The 19,485-nt window shown below is 47.6% G+C and carries 21 protein-coding genes; 9 read left to right on the forward strand and 12 right to left on the reverse strand.

Features of this window, described 5'->3' with window-relative positions:
- Nucleotides 1–49: 49 nt before the first annotated feature.
- Genes H6A12_RS05115 through murB form a run of 4 tightly spaced genes read right to left on the reverse strand, consistent with a single transcriptional unit; the run spans nucleotide 50 to nucleotide 6,244 of the window.
- Nucleotides 50–3,508 (reverse strand): DNA polymerase III subunit alpha, encoded by a 3,459-nt coding sequence (locus tag H6A12_RS05115; RefSeq protein WP_204445507.1) that lies wholly within the window; start codon nucleotides 3,506–3,508, stop codon nucleotides 50–52.
- A 19-nt stretch (nucleotides 3,509–3,527) separates the two neighbouring features.
- A complete protein-coding gene (whiA, locus tag H6A12_RS05120; protein WP_204445509.1) occupies nucleotides 3,528–4,442 on the reverse strand; it encodes a DNA-binding protein WhiA in 915 nt (304 codons plus the stop codon).
- Nucleotides 4,443–4,458: 16 nt separating this feature from the next.
- The gene (rapZ, locus tag H6A12_RS05125; RefSeq protein WP_204445511.1) at nucleotides 4,459–5,319 is read right to left on the reverse strand and encodes an RNase adapter RapZ; all 861 of its coding nucleotides are present in this window, start codon (nucleotides 5,317–5,319) and stop codon (nucleotides 4,459–4,461) included.
- 25 nt (nucleotides 5,320–5,344) lie between these two features.
- Nucleotides 5,345–6,244, reverse strand: a complete 900-nt coding sequence (gene murB, locus H6A12_RS05130; protein ID WP_204445514.1) for a UDP-N-acetylmuramate dehydrogenase — start codon at nucleotides 6,242–6,244, stop codon at nucleotides 5,345–5,347.
- Between the two features lie 149 nt (nucleotides 6,245–6,393).
- Here murB and H6A12_RS05135 point away from each other — a divergent pair, with 149 nt between their 5' ends.
- The 3 genes from H6A12_RS05135 to H6A12_RS05145 are packed head-to-tail and all read left to right on the forward strand — an operon-like array spanning nucleotide 6,394 to nucleotide 7,778.
- Nucleotides 6,394–7,326: a TIGR01212 family radical SAM protein gene (locus H6A12_RS05135; RefSeq protein WP_204445517.1), complete on the forward strand. Its 933-nt coding sequence runs from the start codon at nucleotides 6,394–6,396 to the stop codon at nucleotides 7,324–7,326.
- 52 nt (nucleotides 7,327–7,378) lie between these two features.
- Nucleotides 7,379–7,561: a hypothetical protein gene (locus H6A12_RS05140; RefSeq protein ID WP_204445519.1), complete on the forward strand. Its 183-nt coding sequence runs from the start codon at nucleotides 7,379–7,381 to the stop codon at nucleotides 7,559–7,561.
- Nucleotides 7,562–7,574: 13 nt separating this feature from the next.
- On the forward strand, nucleotides 7,575–7,778 hold the full coding sequence (locus H6A12_RS05145; protein WP_204445521.1) for a hypothetical protein: 204 nt from the start codon (nucleotides 7,575–7,577) through the stop codon (nucleotides 7,776–7,778).
- Between the two features lie 65 nt (nucleotides 7,779–7,843).
- Here the strand turns inward: H6A12_RS05145 and H6A12_RS05150 are convergent, their stop codons facing one another.
- The 3 genes from H6A12_RS05150 to H6A12_RS05160 are packed head-to-tail and all read right to left on the reverse strand — an operon-like array spanning nucleotide 7,844 to nucleotide 9,938.
- Nucleotides 7,844–8,815, reverse strand: a complete 972-nt coding sequence (locus H6A12_RS05150; RefSeq protein ID WP_204445523.1) for an alpha/beta hydrolase — start codon at nucleotides 8,813–8,815, stop codon at nucleotides 7,844–7,846.
- 35 nt (nucleotides 8,816–8,850) lie between these two features.
- On the reverse strand, nucleotides 8,851–9,402 hold the full coding sequence (locus H6A12_RS05155) for a cyclophilin-like fold protein (RefSeq protein ID WP_243415302.1): 552 nt from the start codon (nucleotides 9,400–9,402) through the stop codon (nucleotides 8,851–8,853).
- Nucleotides 9,399–9,938, reverse strand: a complete 540-nt coding sequence (locus H6A12_RS05160) for a flavodoxin family protein (protein WP_204445525.1) — start codon at nucleotides 9,936–9,938, stop codon at nucleotides 9,399–9,401. The genes H6A12_RS05155 and H6A12_RS05160 overlap by 4 nt, the downstream gene beginning before the upstream one ends.
- A gap of 116 nt (nucleotides 9,939–10,054) precedes the next feature.
- Here H6A12_RS05160 and H6A12_RS05165 point away from each other — a divergent pair, with 116 nt between their 5' ends.
- Complete coding sequence (locus H6A12_RS05165; protein ID WP_204445527.1) at nucleotides 10,055–10,492, forward strand: MerR family transcriptional regulator; 438 nt, start codon at nucleotides 10,055–10,057, stop codon at nucleotides 10,490–10,492.
- A 119-nt stretch (nucleotides 10,493–10,611) separates the two neighbouring features.
- On the opposite strand, the gene H6A12_RS05170 is transcribed toward H6A12_RS05165, so the two are convergent.
- On the reverse strand, nucleotides 10,612–11,715 hold the full coding sequence (locus H6A12_RS05170) for a sensor histidine kinase (RefSeq protein ID WP_204445529.1): 1,104 nt from the start codon (nucleotides 11,713–11,715) through the stop codon (nucleotides 10,612–10,614).
- 231 nt (nucleotides 11,716–11,946) lie between these two features.
- Here H6A12_RS05170 and gap point away from each other — a divergent pair, with 231 nt between their 5' ends.
- Nucleotides 11,947–12,960, forward strand: coding sequence for a type I glyceraldehyde-3-phosphate dehydrogenase (gene gap, locus H6A12_RS05175; RefSeq protein ID WP_204445531.1), 1,014 nt, complete (start codon nucleotides 11,947–11,949; stop codon nucleotides 12,958–12,960).
- Between the two features lie 162 nt (nucleotides 12,961–13,122).
- Here the strand turns inward: gap and H6A12_RS05180 are convergent, their stop codons facing one another.
- Nucleotides 13,123–13,800, reverse strand: a complete 678-nt coding sequence (locus tag H6A12_RS05180) for a Crp/Fnr family transcriptional regulator (protein WP_204445533.1) — start codon at nucleotides 13,798–13,800, stop codon at nucleotides 13,123–13,125.
- 107 nt (nucleotides 13,801–13,907) lie between these two features.
- Here H6A12_RS05180 and H6A12_RS05185 point away from each other — a divergent pair, with 107 nt between their 5' ends.
- The 4 genes from H6A12_RS05185 to hcp are packed head-to-tail and all read left to right on the forward strand — an operon-like array spanning nucleotide 13,908 to nucleotide 16,688.
- Nucleotides 13,908–14,420, forward strand: a complete 513-nt coding sequence (locus H6A12_RS05185) for an HD domain-containing protein (protein ID WP_204445535.1) — start codon at nucleotides 13,908–13,910, stop codon at nucleotides 14,418–14,420.
- 28 nt (nucleotides 14,421–14,448) lie between these two features.
- Nucleotides 14,449–14,781, forward strand: a complete 333-nt coding sequence (locus H6A12_RS05190) for a cupin domain-containing protein (RefSeq protein WP_204445537.1) — start codon at nucleotides 14,449–14,451, stop codon at nucleotides 14,779–14,781.
- Between the two features lie 17 nt (nucleotides 14,782–14,798).
- Nucleotides 14,799–14,987 (forward strand): ferredoxin, encoded by a 189-nt coding sequence (locus tag H6A12_RS05195; RefSeq protein WP_204445540.1) that lies wholly within the window; start codon nucleotides 14,799–14,801, stop codon nucleotides 14,985–14,987.
- Nucleotides 14,988–15,047: 60 nt separating this feature from the next.
- Nucleotides 15,048–16,688, forward strand: coding sequence for a hydroxylamine reductase (gene hcp / locus H6A12_RS05200; protein ID WP_204445542.1), 1,641 nt, complete (start codon nucleotides 15,048–15,050; stop codon nucleotides 16,686–16,688).
- A 133-nt stretch (nucleotides 16,689–16,821) separates the two neighbouring features.
- Here hcp and H6A12_RS05205 read toward each other — a convergent pair whose 3' ends face one another.
- From H6A12_RS05205 to H6A12_RS05215, 3 genes are read right to left on the reverse strand one after another with little or no spacing between them, the layout of a single operon-like run.
- Nucleotides 16,822–17,364, reverse strand: a complete 543-nt coding sequence (locus H6A12_RS05205; protein WP_204445544.1) for a GNAT family N-acetyltransferase — start codon at nucleotides 17,362–17,364, stop codon at nucleotides 16,822–16,824.
- Between the two features lie 22 nt (nucleotides 17,365–17,386).
- On the reverse strand, nucleotides 17,387–18,766 hold the full coding sequence (gene radA / locus H6A12_RS05210; RefSeq protein WP_204445546.1) for a DNA repair protein RadA: 1,380 nt from the start codon (nucleotides 18,764–18,766) through the stop codon (nucleotides 17,387–17,389).
- Nucleotides 18,767–18,779: 13 nt separating this feature from the next.
- Nucleotides 18,780–19,448 (reverse strand): N-acetylmuramoyl-L-alanine amidase, encoded by a 669-nt coding sequence (locus H6A12_RS05215; protein WP_204445548.1) that lies wholly within the window; start codon nucleotides 19,446–19,448, stop codon nucleotides 18,780–18,782.
- Between the last annotated feature and the right edge of the window lie 37 nt (nucleotides 19,449–19,485).

Genomic DNA, 19,485 nt, shown 5'->3' on the forward strand with positions numbered 1-19,485 from the left:
CATTTTATCGTTTCCACTGCGAAAAGTCAACCGTTTGCCGTGGAATTTGTCATCTCAAAACAATATTATTGTCTCCAAACAGTTTTTTTAGTCGAATTAAGAGAGAATCCGACAGTAAAACCCCCGCATTTTTGATTGTCACACTCTTTTTTTGGTCGGCAAAATAAATGCAGACAGGTGTCTGTCCCGGAAATTCATGAATGAGTTCTGTTATTTTTAAAATCGCAGGATCATTTCGCGAATCCGCCTTTATATATAGTTTACCATTAAAAGAAGATTGCGTCAAACTGTTTTTATCATTTTTTTTGGAAACAGACAAATAATCGATCATCTTCTCGCAAATGAGTTTCGGCTTTTCATCTTCCTTTAATGATATTGTACCCTCGATCAGCACAATAGAATCAGGCGAAGAAATCATTTTATATCGTTCATATACATTCGGAAACAAAATTGCTTCCATCACACCGGTTTTATCTTCGATGTTCAAAAACGCCATGACCGCCTTTGCCTTGGTGCTCATCTGCTTTTTGCTTTGAATAATACACAGCACACAGACCCGCTGTCCGTCGCGGACAGATGCTTCTTCCGAAATAATTTCCCGAAGTGGCACCGCCCCTTCAAACGGCGCCACTTCGTCAAGCGGATGTCCCGACAAATACATACCTGTCGATTCAAGCTCCATCGCGAGTTTTTCTTTAACCGAATAATCCTGCAACCGCCGTGCCGGCACTGCTTGTTCCGGTTCTTCCGCTGAACCAAACAGCATCAGTTGTCCCTCCAGGTTTTTGCGCGCATCCTCCTGCACCTGATCCATCATTTCCTCATAGGAAGCCATCATCTCTTTTCGGTTCTGCGAAAAGCCGTCGAACGCACCGCACTTGATAAGTCCCTCGACTGCGCGCTTGTTCACGTCTTTTCCCTGCATCCGTTTTAAAAAATCATACAGCGAAGAAAACGCACCGCCGCGGTTTCTCTCGGCAACGATCTGTTCAATGGCGCCGCGTCCGAGATTCTTAACGGCAAGCAACCCAAAATTGAGCGCATCACCGTTTACAGTAAACGCTACCTCACTGCTGTTGATAGACGGCGGCAGCACGCGAATGCCCTGTTCACTGCACGCTTCGATATACTGAATCACTTTGTCGGTATTGCTTAACACACTCGTCAGCAATGACGCCATATACGCATGCTTATAATGACATTTTAAATATGCCGTCTGATATGCGACATAGGCATACGCCGCCGCATGGGATTTATTGAACGCATACGCCGCAAACGATGACATCTCATCGAAAATCTCATTTGCAACCTGTTCGCTCACCCCGTTTGCAACCGCGCCCGGACAAGCGGCGGTTCCGTCGCTGTCATCCTTGCCGTAGAGAAAATACTGCCGCTCTTTCGCCATGACATCTGCTTTCTTTTTCGCCATCGCACGGCGTACCAAATCGGCTCGGCCATAGGAATACCCCGCCAAACTGCGGCAGATCTGCATGACCTGCTCCTGATAGACAATACAGCCGTATGTCACGTCAAGAATCGGCTTTAACAGCGGATGCTTATACGTCACGCGATCCGGATGATGACGGTTTTCAATATACCGCGGGATCGACTCCATCGGACCCGGACGATACAGGGAAATGACTGCGATGATATCCTCGATCGACTCAGGACGAAGTTCCCGCAGGACGCGTTTCATGCCAGCCGATTCAAACTGGAACACACCCTCCGTATCCGCCTGCGAAAACATCGCAAACACCTTTTTGTCGTCGATCGGAATATTTGCCACGCGGAAATCGGGTTCAGTTTTCCGAATTTCCTTTTCGCAGTGGTCGATGACGGTGAGGTTGCGAAGTCCCAAAAAGTCCATTTTCAAAAGCCCGAGTTCTTCGAGCGTTGTCATCGTAAACTGCGTGACAATCGATTCCTCGTTTTTTTGCAGCGGGACATAGTCGCTCGCCTCATCACGGGTGATGACAACGCCTGCCGCATGCGTGGACGCATGACGCGGCATTCCCTCAAGCTTTTTGGCCAGCGTGACAAGCTCGGTATTCTGCGCATTCTCGCCGCAGATCTCCCGAAATTCCTTTGACTCCTCGAGCGCACGCGAAAGCGTCATATTGAGCCCGCCCGGCACCGCCTTTGCAATCCGGTCGACCGCCTGATACGGCATGCCGAGCGCACGCCCGACATCGCGGATTGCACCCTTTGCCGCCATCGTACCAAACGTGATGATCTGCGCAACATGATCGCTTCCGTACCGGCGCACGACATAGTCAATGACCTGCTGACGTTTTTCGACGCAGAAGTCAATATCGAAATCCGGCATACTGACGCGTTCCGGATTCAAAAACCGTTCAAACAGCAGCCCGTACCTCATCGGGTCGATGCCTGTGATACCGATGGCATATGCCGCAAGGCTTCCTGCACCCGAACCACGTCCAGGCCCGACGGGGATGTCGTGCTCCTTTGCATAGCGGATAAAGTCCCACACAATCAAGAAGTAATCGACATAGCCCATGCGCGTGATGACCGAAAGCTCATACTCAAGCCGGTCGGTGAGTGTTTTCGTCACATTACCGCCATACCGTTTACGCAGACCGCGGTAGCAGAGGTTTTTGAAATACTCTGTATTATCCGAAACGCCCTCAATCGTAAAGCGCGGCAGTTTCGTCTGACCGAACACGATCTCTACGTTGCATTGCTCGGCGATGCGAACCGTGTTGTCGATCGCCTCGGGCACATCGGCAAATAAGGACGCCATCTCGTCGCCTGTTTTCACATAGAATTCCTCTGTCGGAAATTCTATGGCATTTCCCTCGCCCAGCACAGTATTTGTTTGAATGCACATGAGCACTGCCTGCGTTTTGGCATCCTCTTTATCAAGATAATGACAGTCATTCGTTGCTGCCATCGGAATCGAAAGCTCCCGCGCAAGCTTTTTGAGCAAAGGCAGAATCCGACGCTGTTCCTCGATGCCGTGATCCTGAAGTTCAATGTAATAATCATCACCGAACAGCCCTTTATAAAACAGTGCCGCTTCTTTTGCACGATCATAGTCGTTTGCGGAAAGCGCACGCGGAATCTCACCTGCCAGACACGCCGACAGGCAGATGAGTCCCTCATGATACTGGGAAAGAAGCGTACGATCGACACGCGGGCGGTTATAAAAGCCGTCGATATAGCCATACGATACAAGCTTCATCAAATTGTGATAGCCCACTTCGTTTTTGCACAGCAGCAGCAAATGATACGGACTGCTGTCCACTTTATGCACCTTGTCAAACCGTGTGCGCGGTGCGACATAGACTTCACAGCCTAAAATCGGCTTGATGCCTGCTTTTTTGCAGGCTTTGTAAAACGCAATCACGCCGTACATATTGCCGTGGTCAGTGATCGCCGCCGCTTTTTGTCCGATAGACGAAAGCCTGTCGACCAGCCGGTCAATCACGCATGCGCCATCGAGCAGGCTGTATTCCGTATGCAGATGCAAATGAACAAAATCGCGCATCTCATCCCTCCTTTGTGTGTTATTCCGCAAACGATTCTTTCAGCTCGTCCGCAATTTTTGAAAGCCGCGAAAGACGGTGGTTCATGCCGCTGCGGCTGACTGCTCCGCCCGAAAGCCGGCACAATTCCGAAAGCGTTGCGTTCGGATTGGCAAGCCGCAGAAGCGCCGCTTCCTGAAGCGGAATCGGCAGGCTGTCAAACCCGACGGTGTCTTTGATATATTTGATTTTCTGAACCTGCGCAAACGCGGCATTGACCGTTTTTTCGATATTTGCGGTCTCGCAGTTTGTCACGCGGTTTACCTGATTGCGCATTTCTTTTTCAATTTTTAAATTCATGAGCGTCATCGCGCTGTGCACCGCACCAAGGCGTGTGAGTGTGTCCTCGATCTGTTCGCTGTCCTTTGCATACACGACAAACTGCCCGGCACGTGATGTCACTTTAAAATGAAGTCCATTCTCCGAAAGAAGCGACAGCAATACTTGTGCGAATGTTTCGTTCGGTGCGCGGAATTCAAGATGGTACTCCTTCTGTGGGTCGCTCATCGAACCGCATGCAAGATAAACCCCGCGCAGAAACGATTCCATACAGCACGGATTCGGCAAAAAACGGCGATTTACCGGCTCTTTTTCGGATACCGGCCATTCAAACTGATCAAGCAGCCGGCGTACACTGCGCACATTCTCCACTGTAACCATAAAAAACGGACGCTTACCGGAGTCCGGCTCATGAATGGTGAGAAGTGTTCCCGTCATGGCAATCACCTGAGCTGCAAACAGTTCGGCGGCATCGTCGCTCTCAGTGGAAAACGAGATTTTATCCTCCTGCACACATCTGCCGTATAACAGCATCCCGTAAAGCGAGGCGCCCAAACAAAACGAACAGCCGTTTTTCGCGGCTGCCAGTTCTTTTTTCACATCTGCGGAAAACGACATTTCGTCTGTTCCTCCTTTATGTTTTGGAAATATCGCGGTGGTTGACTGAAACGCTCAAATTCTGCTCAGAAAAGTGCGCATACAGCTTTTCTGCAAACGTCACGGAACGGTGTTTTCCGCCGGTACATCCAAACGCCACGGTAAGCTGGCTTTTTCCCTCTTTCATGTAAAGCGGGATTAAGTAGTCAAGCAGATCGACAAGCTTTTGCAACAGCAGGACCGACTGCGGCCATGCCATCACATATTCGTTTACATCGGCATCGAGTCCTGTTTTATATTTTAACGAATCAATGTAAAACGGGTTTGGCAGGCAGCGCACGTCAAACATCAGATCCGCTTCCGCCGGTGCGCCGTATTTAAACCCGAACGACATGCAGTTGATTTGCATCGATGCGGACGGATTCTCCAAAAACAGCGTATTGATGCGTTCGCGGAACTGTGCGAGCGCCATATTGGACGTGTCGATAATGTAGTCTGCGCGTGCCCGGAACGGGACAAGCAGTGCGCGCTCTGCCTCGATTGCCCGTTCCAATGATGCGTCGCTCTGGTCAATCAGCGGATGACGGCGGCGCGTTTCTTTAAAGCGGCGCAGCAAAATCTCGTCGCTGCAATCGAGAAACAACAGCTTATAGTCGATTTTTAACTGCTGCATAAGATCAAGCTCCGACTGAAAATCGTTGAACAGCGTGCCGCCGCGTACATCCGACACCACGGCAACCTTTGTCATTTTTCCGCCCGACTGCAATGCGATTTCGGCAAACCGCGAAATAAGCTTCGGCGGCATATTGTCCACACAGAAAAATCCGATGTCCTCAAGCGCATCGACTGCGCGCGATTTTCCGGCGCCCGAAAGTCCCGTTACAATTAAAAAATCCATCTGTCGCTCCTCCTGTTGTTCCCTATTAAAATCCAAGATGAATCACTTCGCATTCCAGCGAAAAACCCGTCTGTTCTTTTACAACGCGCTGTACATGGTGAATGAGCGCTTCCATATCCGCAGCCGTTGCATCGCCGCAGTTGATCAAAAATCCGCTGTGCTTTTCGCTCACCTGTGCACCGCCGATCGTAAACCCTTTTAAGCCGCATTGCTCAATAAGTGCAGAGGCATAGCCGCCCTTTGGCCGTTTAAACGTACTGCCGGCACTCGGCTTGTCGAGCGGCTGTTTTGACGTTCTGCGCCCGATGTAATCGTCCATACGTGCGCTTATCGCTTCCTTTTCATCGGGGTGAAGCGAAAATTCCGCCTCTAAAATGATGCGTTTTGTTCCTGTAAAACAGCTGTGACGGTAAGTGAGGTCAAGTTCCTCCGCCGGCAGTGTGCGGATTGTGCCGTCCTCTTCCAAAAACGTAGCACTTTTGATCACATCGACGATTTCGCCGCCGTATGCACCCGCATTCATATACACAGCACCGCCCACAGAGCCCGGAATGCCCCATGCAAACTCAAGTCCAGAAAGCGCATGAGATGCCGCAAATGCACAAAGCTTTGAAAGCGAAACGCCTGCACCGCACCGCACCGTATTCTCATTTTTTTCGATTGTGCGAAGCGACTGCGTCAGAATCAGAACGCCGTCATAGCCGTTGTCGCTCGCCAGGATATTTGAGCCTTTTCCCAGCACAAAATATGGACAGTCATTTTCCAAAAGCCATGTGGTTACCGTCTGCATCTGTGCCGCGGTTTCGGGCGAAACCGCAAGCGGACAGTTGCCGCCGATCTGAAATGTGGTATAGTCACGCAGGCGGATATTTTCTTTATATGGAATGGATTCGTTCTTTAATCGTTCGATCAATTTATCAAACATGGTATACTCCTTGTTTTCATCACAAAATACGTTTCTTTTATTATACTTTATGCACGCAAAAAGCGCAAATACAATCGGTGAAAAAGATTTTAAAATTGTTTCCTTTCTGTTATACTAAAAAACGAACCAATCCGCCGGAGGAATCGTTTATGCGCACACAATACCCAAACAACAAGCACTATCTGACCTTTGACACCGCAATGAAACAGCGGTTTGGTCACAAGATGATTAAACTCTGCTTAAACGCCGGATTCACCTGTCCAAACCGCGACGGCACCGCGGGAACCGGCGGCTGTATTTACTGTACTGCATCGGGAAGCGGTGATTTTGCTGGAAACCCAAGTACGTCTATTACCGAACAGCTCACCGCTGAATCGATGCGCATGAAAAACAAGTGGCCGGACAAACACTATATCGCCTATTTTCAGGCAAACACCAACACCTATACAACGCCTGAGCGGCTGTATGCATTGTGCCGGGAAGCGATGTCTTTTCCCGGCGTAGAGGCAATCGCGATTGCCACACGTCCCGACTGCCTGCCGCGAGAAATCATTGACTGTTTAATAAAAATCGCCGAAGAAATTCCGCTGTTTGTGGAGCTCGGCCTGCAAACCGTTTTTGACGAAACCGCAAGCCGGATTCACAGAGGATATCCGTTTTCTGTGTTTCTCTCCGGATACGAAGCACTCAAAGCGGCAGGCATTCCGGTCACGGTTCATCTGATCAACGGGTTTCCGTGGGAATCGGAAGAACGGATGCTTGCTTCAGCAAAAACGGTTGCCGCACTTTTGCCGTTTGGCGTAAAGCTTCACATGCTTCATGTAATGGAACAGACGCCGCTTGCCGCTTTATATCAAAAGAAGCCGTTTCCGCTTTTGTCAAAAGAGGACTATGTATCGCTTGTATGCCGGCAGATTGCGCTGTTTTCTCCGGATACTGTCATCGAACGGCTGACCGGCGACGGTGACCGAAACCATCTGATTGCACCGCGGTGGACAACCGACAAACGTGGTGTTCTCGCCGCCATCGACAACTATTTCCGCGATCACGATTTGTTCCAAGGCGACCATTTCTCCGTATAAACATAAAAAAACCTCCCATACTATTTGCAGGAAAACAAAAGGTGGGAAGTTTATGGAAAACAACATAAAACACACGACAGCGATCGAAGATCTGCTCCGATATGAGCAATTCATGGTAAAAATGTACCGACGGCATAGTGTAAACTGCCACGATCAGCAAACAAAGATTGCGCTTGAGCGTCTTTCTGCATCCCATCAAAATCAATATGACGCACTGTTAAAGCAATTAAACTGATGAGGTGAATGCTGTGTCGTTTTCATATTCGCAAACCGAAGAATCGTTTCTGTTTGAAGAAATGCTCCGGCTTGAATCCGCGCTGATTGCCGCATATGCTGCGCGCTGTGACAGCATTCGTGATGCCGAGCTTTTAAAAAATGCAATCGACCAATCGATTTCCTCCTATTTTGAAGTCAAAAAAGAAATCGAAAACCGCAGTCCTGTTTCTCCGTAAAACAGTGCACCGTTCGCCGAATAAAAGAGCCACACCTGTATATTAGGTGTGGCTCTTTTATTTTATTACATATTCTCTTTGAAGAATGTTTCAATCCGATCAAAAGGAATGATGTCTGTTCGGTCATACAAGTCGGTGTGAACCGCATTCGGAATCAGCATCAGTTCTTTATTGCTGCCCGTGAGCTTTTGAAATGCATCCTTGCTGAAATAACAGGAATGCGCCTTTTCACCGTGAATCATCAGTACAGCACTGCGAATCTCGCTGCTGTACTGCAAAATCGGCATATTGAGAAATGACAGCGAAGACGTTACATTCCAACCGTCATTTGAATTTAAAGATCTTTCATGATATCCACGGGCTGTTTTATAATAATCATAATAATCTTTTACGAAAAAAGGCGCGTCATCTGGAAGCGGATCGACCACGCCGCCTGCTCGTTTATATGTTCCGTTTTTATAATCCGCGATTCTCTGCGCATTTAAAGCTTTGCGCTTTTCATATCGCGCCTCTTCGCTGTCCTCTTCATCAAAATAACCGTTTGCATTGACACGCGTCATATCATACATTGTCGATGTGACGGTCGCTTTGATTCTGGTGTCAACAGCGGCGGCATTCAGTGCCATTCCGCCCCAGCCGCAGATTCCGATGATTCCGATTCTGTCTGGATCGACATTGTCCTGAACAGACAAAAAATCAACAGCTGCCTGAAAATCCTCTGTATTGATATCAGGAGATGCAACATATCTCGGTGTTCCGCCGCTTTCACCTGTAAAAGACGGATCAAAAGCGATTGTCAAAAATCCTCTTTCTGCCATTGTCTGCGCATACAAGCCTGCGCTTTGCTCTTTTACTGCGCCGAAAGGACCGCTTACTGCAATCGCCGGAAGCGGCCCTGCAATATGTTTCGGCTCATATAAATCCGCCGCTAACGTGATGCCGTAACGGTTATGAAATGTAATTTTGCGATGATTGACTTTATCACTTTTTTGGAATGTTTTATCCCACTCCTGTGTTAATTCAAGCTGTTCTTTCATTTTTAAAAATCTCCTTTCTTATAAATAAAACCATATCACGCCGCAGAAAAGGTCACGGTCACATCACCGCTGCCCAGTGCGTCTTTAAAACCGGACAAATCATCAATTTTTCCAAGCCGGGTATAACGCCAAGAATTGGAACCGTAAAACACGACAATCTGATTTCCGTTATACAAAACAATATCGCCTTCGTGCGTTGTCGTCTGGTGATCGCTGGCGGGAAGACGCGCGCCCAGTGAACCTACTTTTTCAAATCCGGAATAATCGCGCATCTCAATCAGTACCGGCGCCGTTTTCATCATTTCAAAAAATGCATCCGCGGCAGTGTTATCCTCCAATGTTGCTGTAAACAGATGATCTCCAACCTGCACATTGATCTTCAACGCTGTATCCTCCCTTTCTGCTGCGCTCTCTGATTGTGACGAAGAACTTTCCTCGTTGTTTTCTGACGGATCGGATGAAACCGCAAGTACAGAGGATTGCTCAGAACCATCTCCCGGCGTTTTGTTGTTTTGCCCACAGCATGTAAACATCAGCAAAACAATCAATAAACCTGCCAGCAGAATCCATTGTTTTCTGTTTCTCATACGTTCATTCCCATTTCATACGCTTTCTGAAGCATCGGATGATTGGCGATATCGCCTGCACCTCCAACACCGCCTGCAAACACTGTACCTGCAAGCGCTGCTTTTTCAAAACAGTCAATCCAGCCGTTTAATCCGCTGACTGCTTTTTCCGGTACATACGCTTCATCTTCTGCCGCCGTTGTCAGCAAATAAATCTCCCGGAACGCGTAATCCCGGGCAAAAAGCGAATTTGCACGATCAAGGATTGTTTTCATTTGACCGCTCATTTCATAATAATAAATCGGCGTCGCAAACACGATGACATCTGCACTGCACATCTGATCTGCAATTTTTACTGCGTCATCATGGATAACACACTGCTTCGTTTTCTGACAAGCAAGACATCCTTTGCAGAAAGCAATCGTTTTCTCTTTGAGTGTGATGTCCTCTACGTGATTCCCTGCTGATTCAGCGCCTTTGATAAAAGAATCCGCTAAAAGATCCGAATTGCTGTTGTTTCTAAGGCTTGTACGAATGACAAGAATATTTTTTGACATTATAAGACCTCCAAAAAGATGTTTGACACATTCATTTTTATTTGCTATGATCATTGTAATACCTAAACCTAACTTCAGGTCAATGGTTTTTTTAAAATTTAAGGAGATTATTTTTTATGTATACCATCGGTCAAGTATCAGAAATGTTTCATTTACCTGTTTCCACACTGCGATACTATGATAAAGAAGGATTATTCCCGGACATGAACCGCGTATCCGGTATCCGGAAATTCAGTGACAAAGAACTTGAAGCACTGCGTGTCATTGAATGCCTGAAAAAATCAGGGCTCGAAATCAAAGAGATCAAACAGTTTATGGAATGGTGTGTGCAAGGCAGTGAAACGTATGCACAGCGAAGAGAATTGTTTTTAAAACAAAAAGAACTTGTAGAATCTGAAATTGAGCGCATGAACCGAGCACTTGACATGATCAAATTCAAATGCTGGTATTACGAACAGGCAATCAAAGACGGAAATGAAGATCGGCTGAGTGCGATGAAAGCGGAAGATATGCCGGAGGAAATCAGGAAAGCCTATGAAAATGCACACAGATAAATGTTCATAAAAACCTTTGCAAATGCGCAAAATAAAAACGGCATAGCCAAGGCTGCACCGTGTATACGAAAAAGAGCTGTCTTTAAATGTTTAAAGACAGCTCTTTTTCTATACGATTTTTAATAAAACAGGTTGATCTGACACAGGTCGGCAAACAGAATATAAAGATCGGAAAATTTATCCGCCGCATATTTTGCCGTATCACTGTGCATCATTTTTGCAGGGACTTCTTCACACAACGGCAGTGTCAGTGAAACGCTCGTCCCTTGATTTACCGTGCTTGTGATTGCCGCAGAACCATCGTGCAGTGCCATGATCTCCCGCACAATCGGAAGTCCAAGGCCCATGCCCATTTTCTCCTCCGGAACGGCTGTGCGGTGACTTGTATAAAACGGTTCAAACACGCGGGAAAGCTCTTCTGGTGCAATGCCATCGCCTTCATCCCGCACCGTAATGACTGCCCGATCTTTAATCACGCGCAGAGAAACAGTAATGCGCGAATCCTGCGGCGAAAAGGCGGCCGCATTTGCGACCAGATGAAATACAGCGAGTGACAAAAGCCTTGCATCAAACGACGCGCAGACGGCTGTCTGCTCTGCAGAAAACACGATCTCATATTCCGTTTTGCGGAAAAACGAACGCAGTGCTGCACAGATATCAGCCAAAAACGAATCCAAAAGCTGCGGATTTCGTGTGCACGGCATCCGGTGATTGACGAGCAGGTAATAGTCGTTTGCAGGCATCACACCGCGCAGAATTGCATAACATTCTCTTGCCGCTGCATTCAGATATGCACGCTCACGCTCGTGTGCTTCTCCCTGCATTCCCGAGGACAGCACTGAAAGAATATTCAATATATTCGATACCGGCGAGCGATAACGATCACTGATCTGCGCAATCAGATCAGCCGATTCTTTTTTTCCGGTTTCATCGTTTGAAAAAATGCCCAAAAAGACATCCGGATTCTGCGTCGGCAGAATGAGCAGTGTCGTATTCTTTAGAAAAAGCTCGAATTTTGTCGAAAAAAAGGGCGCATTTTGACACAATGTCGATTTTGCATGACAAAATTCATCCGCAAGTGCGGGAAACAGTTCGTAAAGTGTTTTCCCTTCTTTGACCGGTGCACCGCCGTTTTTTGTCACGCACAAGTTCTGATCACATAAAAAAGCCGCCGTTTTTTCCGAATGCAAAATCCAGTCGATAAAATCAAGGGAAGCTTCCATACTGCACCTCATATCAGACTTTATTTTGTACGGATATATATAAAATGATTATATCGCATTTTATTTTATTTGTAAATTCTTTTTCCTTTTAAACCTATTCTGTGCCCGTTTTTTCGAATTATTCCGTGCAATGGTTAAAAAAATATTGTTAAATCCGTCACAGAGGCTTGCCTTTATCGTCAAAATGGTATAGAATAAACGTGTAATACAATTACAGGAGGTTTTATCATTATGGCTGTTAAAGTTGCTATTAACGGTTTTGGACGCATTGGTCGTCTCGCATTCAGACAGATGTTCGGCGCTGAGGGTTACGAGGTTGTTGCTATCAACGATCTGACCAACCCGAAAATGCTCGCTCACCTGCTGAAATACGACTCTGCTCAGGGCAGATACGCACTGGCAGACAAAGTCGAAGCAAAAGAGGACGCAATCGTCGTTGACGGTAAAGAGATCAAAATTTACGCAAAACCCAACGCTGCAGAGCTGCCGTGGGGCGAAATCGGTGTTGACGTTGTACTCGAGTGCACCGGCTTCTACGTAAAAAAAGACAAAGCACAGGCTCACATCGACGCAGGTGCAAAAAAAGTTGTTATCTCTGCTCCGGCTGGCAATGATCTGCCGACCATCGTTTACAGCGTAAACGAAAAAACCCTGAAACCGGAAGACACCATCATCTCGGCTGCTTCCTGCACCACCAACTGCCTCGCTCCGATGGCTGACGCGCTCAACAAACTCGCTCCGATCGAAAAAGGCTTCATGACCACAATCCACGCTTTCACAGGCGATCAGATGGTTCTCGACGGCCCGCACAGAAAAGGCGATCTGAGAAGAGCTCGCGCTGCTGCTGTCAACATCGTTCCGAACTCCACCGGCGCTGCAAAAGCAATCGGTCTGGTTATTCCGGAACTGGCTGGCAAACTGGACGGCGCTGCACAGCGTGTTCCGGTTCCGACAGGTTCTTTGACCGAGCTGACCGCTGTTGTCAACAAAGCTGTTACAGCTGACGAAGTTAACGCTGCAATGAAAGCTGCATCTTCTGACTCCTTTGGTTACACAGAGGAAGAACTCGTTTCTTCCGATATCATCGGCATCACCTACGGTTCTCTGTTCGACGCAACTCAGACCAAAGTTACTCCGCTTGGCGAAGACAAAACTCTGGTTAAAGTTGTTTCCTGGTACGACAACGAGAACTCCTACACAAGCCAGATGGTCAGAACAATCAAATACTTTGCTGAATTGGCATAAGATTTGCATTGTAAAAAATAACAGCCGCAAGGCTGTTATTTTTTTGTCCGAAGAAGGTTCGGTATTTTAAATTTCATAGTATTTACCTAAAAAAGAGGCCGTGTTTTTGCACAGCCTCTTTTTAAAAATGATACAATCTCGCTTTGGAGCTTCTTTGGCTTGTCAGTTATCCGAATCGATTTGTTTAAGCCGAAACCAAGACCCCTTTGTATCCAGCAGTCCTGCCTTTTTCAGTTTACTGATTTCTGTCGACATAGCTGTACGCTCCACGCCTAAATAATCTGCCAATGCCTGTCGCTCACAGGGGATGACAAACTCTGCGCTTCCTTGCTGTTTTGCCTGATCCAAAAGATAAGCCAGCAGCTTTTCTTTTGTGGTCTTTTGAGACATATACCGTACCTTTTGCGTAAATGCCAGATTTTTTTGCGCCAATCCTTTTAAGATATTTTGAATCAACAGACTGTGAAAGTGGCAGGTTTGAGAGCACAAAGTCAATATTCTCCGGCAATTCAGAAGAAGCACTTCGCTATCCTTAATCGCAAACACGCTGGCAGGCATGCTTTCCAATCCGGCGCAGGAAAAGGCCTCCCCAAAGGATTCACCGGGCTGCAAAATAGACAATACACTTCGGTTGCCGTAGTAATCATCCTGAACCACCTGTACACCGCCGGAAAGAACAACACCGACCAGCTGTGCAGAATCACCCTCCAAAAAGACAGGATCTCCTTTGGACACTGCTGTAAATTTTGCACCAAGGCATCCCATCATTGCTTTAAGATCTTCCTGCCCAATTCCATAAAAGAGAGGACATTCAAGCAGAATCGAAAAATATTTTTCCATAAACACCTCCGACGTTGGAATTCCAACATCATTTTTGTTTTTATTATAGTAAAATGCAGACATAAGGTCAAGCACACCGGTTTTAAAAAGAGAAAGGAAGCGTCCATATGAACAAACTGGATCAAATCACACTGAAAATGATAGAACATGACGCAGGCAGTGCAAAACGTATTCAACATTTTCTCAAAGTACACCGCTTCGCTCAGCTGATTGGCAGAGCAGAACAGTTGGATGAACACCTGCAGTTTATCCTGGAATGTGCAGCCATTGTCCATGACATTGCAATCGGACCTTGTAAGAAAAAATACGGCCGCTGTACCGGTGATTTGCAGGAAAAAGAAGGTCCTGCCTATGCACGCGAGTTGCTTGCGGCATTTGATCTGCCGGAAGAAGATATCCAGCGCATTTGTTATCTCGTAGCACACCATCACTCTTATCATTCCATCGACGGGCTGGATTATCAGATTTTGGTGGAAGCAGATTTTCTGGTGAATCTGTATGAGGAACAAATCTCACCCGAAGGGATCGAAAGCACATTAGAACGCATTTTCAAGACACAAACGGGAATAAAGCTGTGCAAAACTCAATTTGCAGTGAATAAATCCCAGGAAACCGTCTGAAACTAAATACAGACAAGGAGGCATCATCATGAATGTAAAAATGAAAAATATCAGTCAGGCAGAGGTTTTGGTTTTAAAGGATCAGATCACCTATCAGGAAGGTCAGGTGGTCAGCAAAACACTGGCACAAAACAATGCAGTGAGCATCACGCTGTTCTCTTTTGCCAAAGGTGAAGAGATCAGCACCCACAAATCGGGCGGCGATGCTTTTGTTACCTGCCTTGACGGAGTCGGCAAAATCACCATCGACGGTATTGATTATCTTCTGCACGAGGGCGAGTCCATCGTCATGCCCGCAGGACATCCTCATGCAGTGTATGGAGAAGAAGCATTCAAGATGCTGCTGGTTGTTGTATTTTAAAAAAGGAGCGATACATAATGAAAGCAGTTGTAGATCAGGACGTCTGCATTGGATGCGGTCTTTGCTGCGGAATATGCGACGCAGTATTCAGCATGAATGACGATGGAAAAGCCGAAGCCTGCCAGTCGGCAAGCGAGGAAAATCACAGCGATGTGCAGAGCGCCATCGATTCCTGTCCTGTATCGGCAATCAGCTGGAAAGACTAACGATCTAAAAAGATCTGCAGGAAGGATAAAGTATAGCATATAACACAAAGGAGTACGACTATGGAAAATGAAATGTTTTGTTATCAGTGTCAGGAGACTGCCGGCTGCAAAGGATGCACTATAGCAGGTGTATGCGGCAAGAAACCGGATGTAGCAGCTATGCAGGATCTGCTGGTGTATGTAAGCAAGGGAATTTCTGCTGTCACCACTGCGCTGCGCAATGAGGGGAAAACAGTCACTGCCAAAATCAATCATCTGATCACCCTCAATCTGTTCACCACCATCACCAACGCCAACTTTGACAAAGAAAGCATCGAGGCGCGTATCCGTGCCACACTCGACGCCAAAAAAGAGCTGCTCTCTAAGTTGAGCCACACTGCCAATTTACCTGAAGCTGCTTTATGGGACGGCTCCGGAAACTGGGAAGAAAAGGCGAAAACTGTGGGCGTTCTTTCCACGGAAAATGAGGATATTCGTTCTCTCCGCGAACTCATCACCTACGGACTGAAAGGTCTGTCCGCCTATTCCAAACATGCAAATGTGCTGCTTCAGGATGACGAAGAAGTAGATGCTTTCCTGCAGCGCGCATTGTCCGCTACTCTGGATGATACCCTCAGCGTGGATGATCTGGTGGCTTTAACACTGGAAACCGGCAAGTATGGTGTTTCCGGTATGGCACTTCTGGATAAAGCCAACACCACTGCCTATGGCAATCCTGAGATTACCAAAGTAAACATCGGTGTCGGCAAAAATCCAGGCATTCTCGTGTCAGGTCATGACCTGCGCGATTTGGAAATGCTGCTGGAGCAGACACAGGGTACCGGCGTGGATGTATACACCCACTCTGAGATGCTCCCTGCCCACTACTACCCTGCTTTCAAGAAATATGCAAACTTCGTAGGCAACTATGGCAATGCTTGGTGGAAACAAAAAGAAGAGTTCGAATCCTTCAACGGTCCTATTCTGATGACCACCAACTGCATTGTACCGCCGAAAGACAGCTACAAAGACCGTTTGTACACCACCGGCGCTGCAGGCTACCCCGGCTGCAAACACATCCCTGGTGAGATCGGAGAGCAAAAAGACTTCTCCGTCATTATCGAACACGCGAAGAAATGTGCTGCACCTACAGAAATTGAAACCGGCGAAATCATCGGCGGCTTTGCGCACGCTCAGGTATTTGCATTGGCAGACAAAGTGGTAGAGGCGGTGAAATCCGGTGCAATTAAAAAATTTGTGGTTATGGGCGGCTGTGACGGCCGCGCGAAAAGCCGCGACTACTACACTGAATTTGCCAAGGCTCTGCCTAAAGATGCAGTCATCCTCACTGCCGGCTGTGCGAAATACAAATACAACAAACTGCCTCTGGGTGACATTGGCGGAATCCCCCGTGTGCTGGATGCCGGTCAGTGCAACGACTCCTACTCCTTGGCGGTCATTGCCCTGAAACTGAAAGAGATCTTCGGTTTAGACGACATCAATGACCTGCCGATTATCTACAACATCGCATGGTACGAGCAGAAAGCTGTTATTGTACTGCTGGCACTGTTATATCTGGGTGTCAAAAATATTCACCTCGGTCCCACACTGCCCGCTTTTCTCAGCCCTAATGTGGCAAATGTTCTCGTTAAGAACTTCGGCATTGCAGGCATCGGCACAGTCGAAGACGATATGAAGCTGTTCTTCGGCGATAACGCCTGATAGAAGAATGAAACCTACTGTGATACGCTCACATCAAGTATAAAAAACAGATACCAAACGACCGCAAGCCATCAAAACAGATGACTTGCGGTCGTTTTATTCGTTATGTTCGTATGTTTATGAACGAAAACGCTTATTCCGGCACTTTTTCTGTTTCAATATGTTTCTCCATCGAAACGATCGTATACACAATCCCGTCTGTTTCGCGTTTTGAATTCCGAATCGGCGAAAATCCTGACCCTTTCCAAAACGCCATTCCGCTCGTATTCGTTTCATAACAGCCAAGTTCGATCCGCGAAAGACCGCACATACTTGCCGCCTGTTCGATCATTGAAAGAAGCTGTGTGCCTGCTCCGTGTCCACGGCGATTGCCGGACACGATCAAAAATCCAAGATATCCGGTCATGTCATCGGGATACCGCTCCACAAAATCGATAACCGCAAGATCTCCATGCTCATCTGATACGAGCATATATGTCTTGTCTGCCAGTGTTTTCCCAGGCGGCAGCATTGTGATATCCGCTTTACACTCGTCTGCATCGACCGGATGCGACTGCACACACGAAAAATAGTCCGGATTGGACGCAAACAATGCAATCACACGCGAAAGATTGTCCAATGTAATCCGTTCGACACGCATCGGCGCACACAGTGCACAGAACCGTTCATAAAACATATTATCATTCCTTTCACGGAAGTCACGAAAGCACAGCAAACGCCTCTTTGATGTGTGAAACCGGCAAAAGCTCCATCTTCAGCCCGCGCAGCTGTGCAAGCTGTGACATCGCAGATTTCGGTACAATCGCCCGACAGAATCCAAGCCGCTGCGCCTCTTTGACCCGCTCGGCCAAGTTGTGGACACTGCGGATTTCTCCGCCCAAACCGATTTCGCCGAATGCGATCAAGTCGTCATCGACCGCACGGTCGCGCAGACTTGACACAAGCGAGAGTGCCACCGGCAAATCTGCCGCCGGATCATCGAGCCGAAGTCCGCCGACAACATTGATATACACGTCAAGCGTTCCGAAGAAAAAGCCTGCCCGCTTTTCAAGCACTGCCAGCAAAAGATTCATGCGGTTATAGTCAAAGCCGTTTGCTGTGCGGCGAGGCGTACCGAATCCGGTTTTTGTGACAAGCGCCTGTACCTCGGCAAGAATCGGGCGGCTGCCCTCGAGAATACATGCGACACAGCTTCCCGAAACACCCTGCGGACGGCCGGAAATGAGTGTAAGCGACGGATTCGGCACTTCACAAAGACCCTCATCCCCCATATCGAACATGCCGATCTCATTGGTGGAGCCATAGCGGTTTTTCACAGCGCGGAGAATCCGGTATGAAATATTGCGTTCACCTTCAAAATAGAGCACGCAGTCCACAATATGCTCAAGCACCTTCGGGCCGGCAATCGCACCGTCTTTATTCACATGGCCGACAATCAAAATCGGGATATCCTCCGATTTTGCCACGCGCAAAAACGCATTGGTGCTCTCACGCACCTGCGTAATACTGCCGGGCGATGAAGTGATCGAACCGATACACATCGTCTGAATCGAGTCGATCATGACAAGATCCGGCTTTTTGGCAAGAATCGTATTCACGACTGTTTCCACATCGGTCGAAGCGAGCACCAAAAGTCCCTCTGTTTTTACATTGAGTCTGTTTGCACGCAGTTTTAGCTGACGCGCCGATTCCTCGCCGGAAACGTACAAAATCGTCAGTTCTTTTCCGAGATGCTCGCAAATCTGGAGCAGTAGTGTTGATTTTCCGATGCCAGGATCGCCACCCAACAGCACGAGCGATCCTTTCACAATGCCACCGCCCAACACGCGGTCAAGTTCGCCGATTCCTGTATAAAACCGGATTTCATCATCCTCGTTGATCTCTTGAAGTGAGCGGATCTGCTGCGCGTGCCAACGCTGCGGCTCAATTTGAATTTTTGACGACGATGCCGGTGCAGGCGCATTTTTCACCACTTCCTCGAAGCAGTTCCAGTTCCCGCATTCCGGACATCTGCCCAGCCATTTTACCGTTTCATATCCGCATTGATTGCAGACAAACTGTGTCCTTGGTTTTGCCAATCGTATCCCTCTTTCATGTTTCGTTTGCGTAATACGCAAGAATTCCCTGATATAATGTCAGCGCCACTGCTTTTCTGTAATCCGGATCGGCAAGCTGCTGGCTCTCCTGCGGATTCGACAAAAAGCCGCACTCTGCAAGCACAATCGGATTGGGCGCTTCGTGAATGATATACACACTGCTTGTCGCCGTTTTCACCTCGCGCGTATTTTCCGGCTGAAGTGTCTGACGAAATGACGCCTGCAAATATTCTGCCAACACGCGGCTTTGTTCGTTCTTTGGTCCGGCAAACATCTGCGCGCCGTGATATTTTGATTCACCAAAATGATTCTGATGAACCGAAACAACAACTGCCTGCGGATGTTCCTTGATGATAGAAAGCCGTTTTTTTAAATCTGACGTCTTTTTTTCTGCAACAGTGCGACAGCCTTCCTCATGCAGTGAACAGTCTGTTTCTCTTGTCAGCGTCACAGAAAACCCGCTCGCAGTCAAAAGATCACGCAATATGAGCACAATATCAAGATTGATATCCTTTTCACTGATCCCATCCGCTGAAACCGCACCAGGGTCCAATCCGCCATGTCCTGCATCCAGTACAATTTCCCGTTGTTCGGACGTATAGAGCGTCGTTTGTGCCACAACATGAAACAATGCCGAAACAGCAATAAGTCCTGCACAAATCATAGCCAAAAGACCTCGACGCACACGAATCACACGCGTA

It is taken from the genome of Merdimmobilis hominis, assembly GCF_016901855.1.
Classification (GTDB): Bacteria; Bacillota; Clostridia; order Oscillospirales; family Ruminococcaceae; genus Paludihabitans.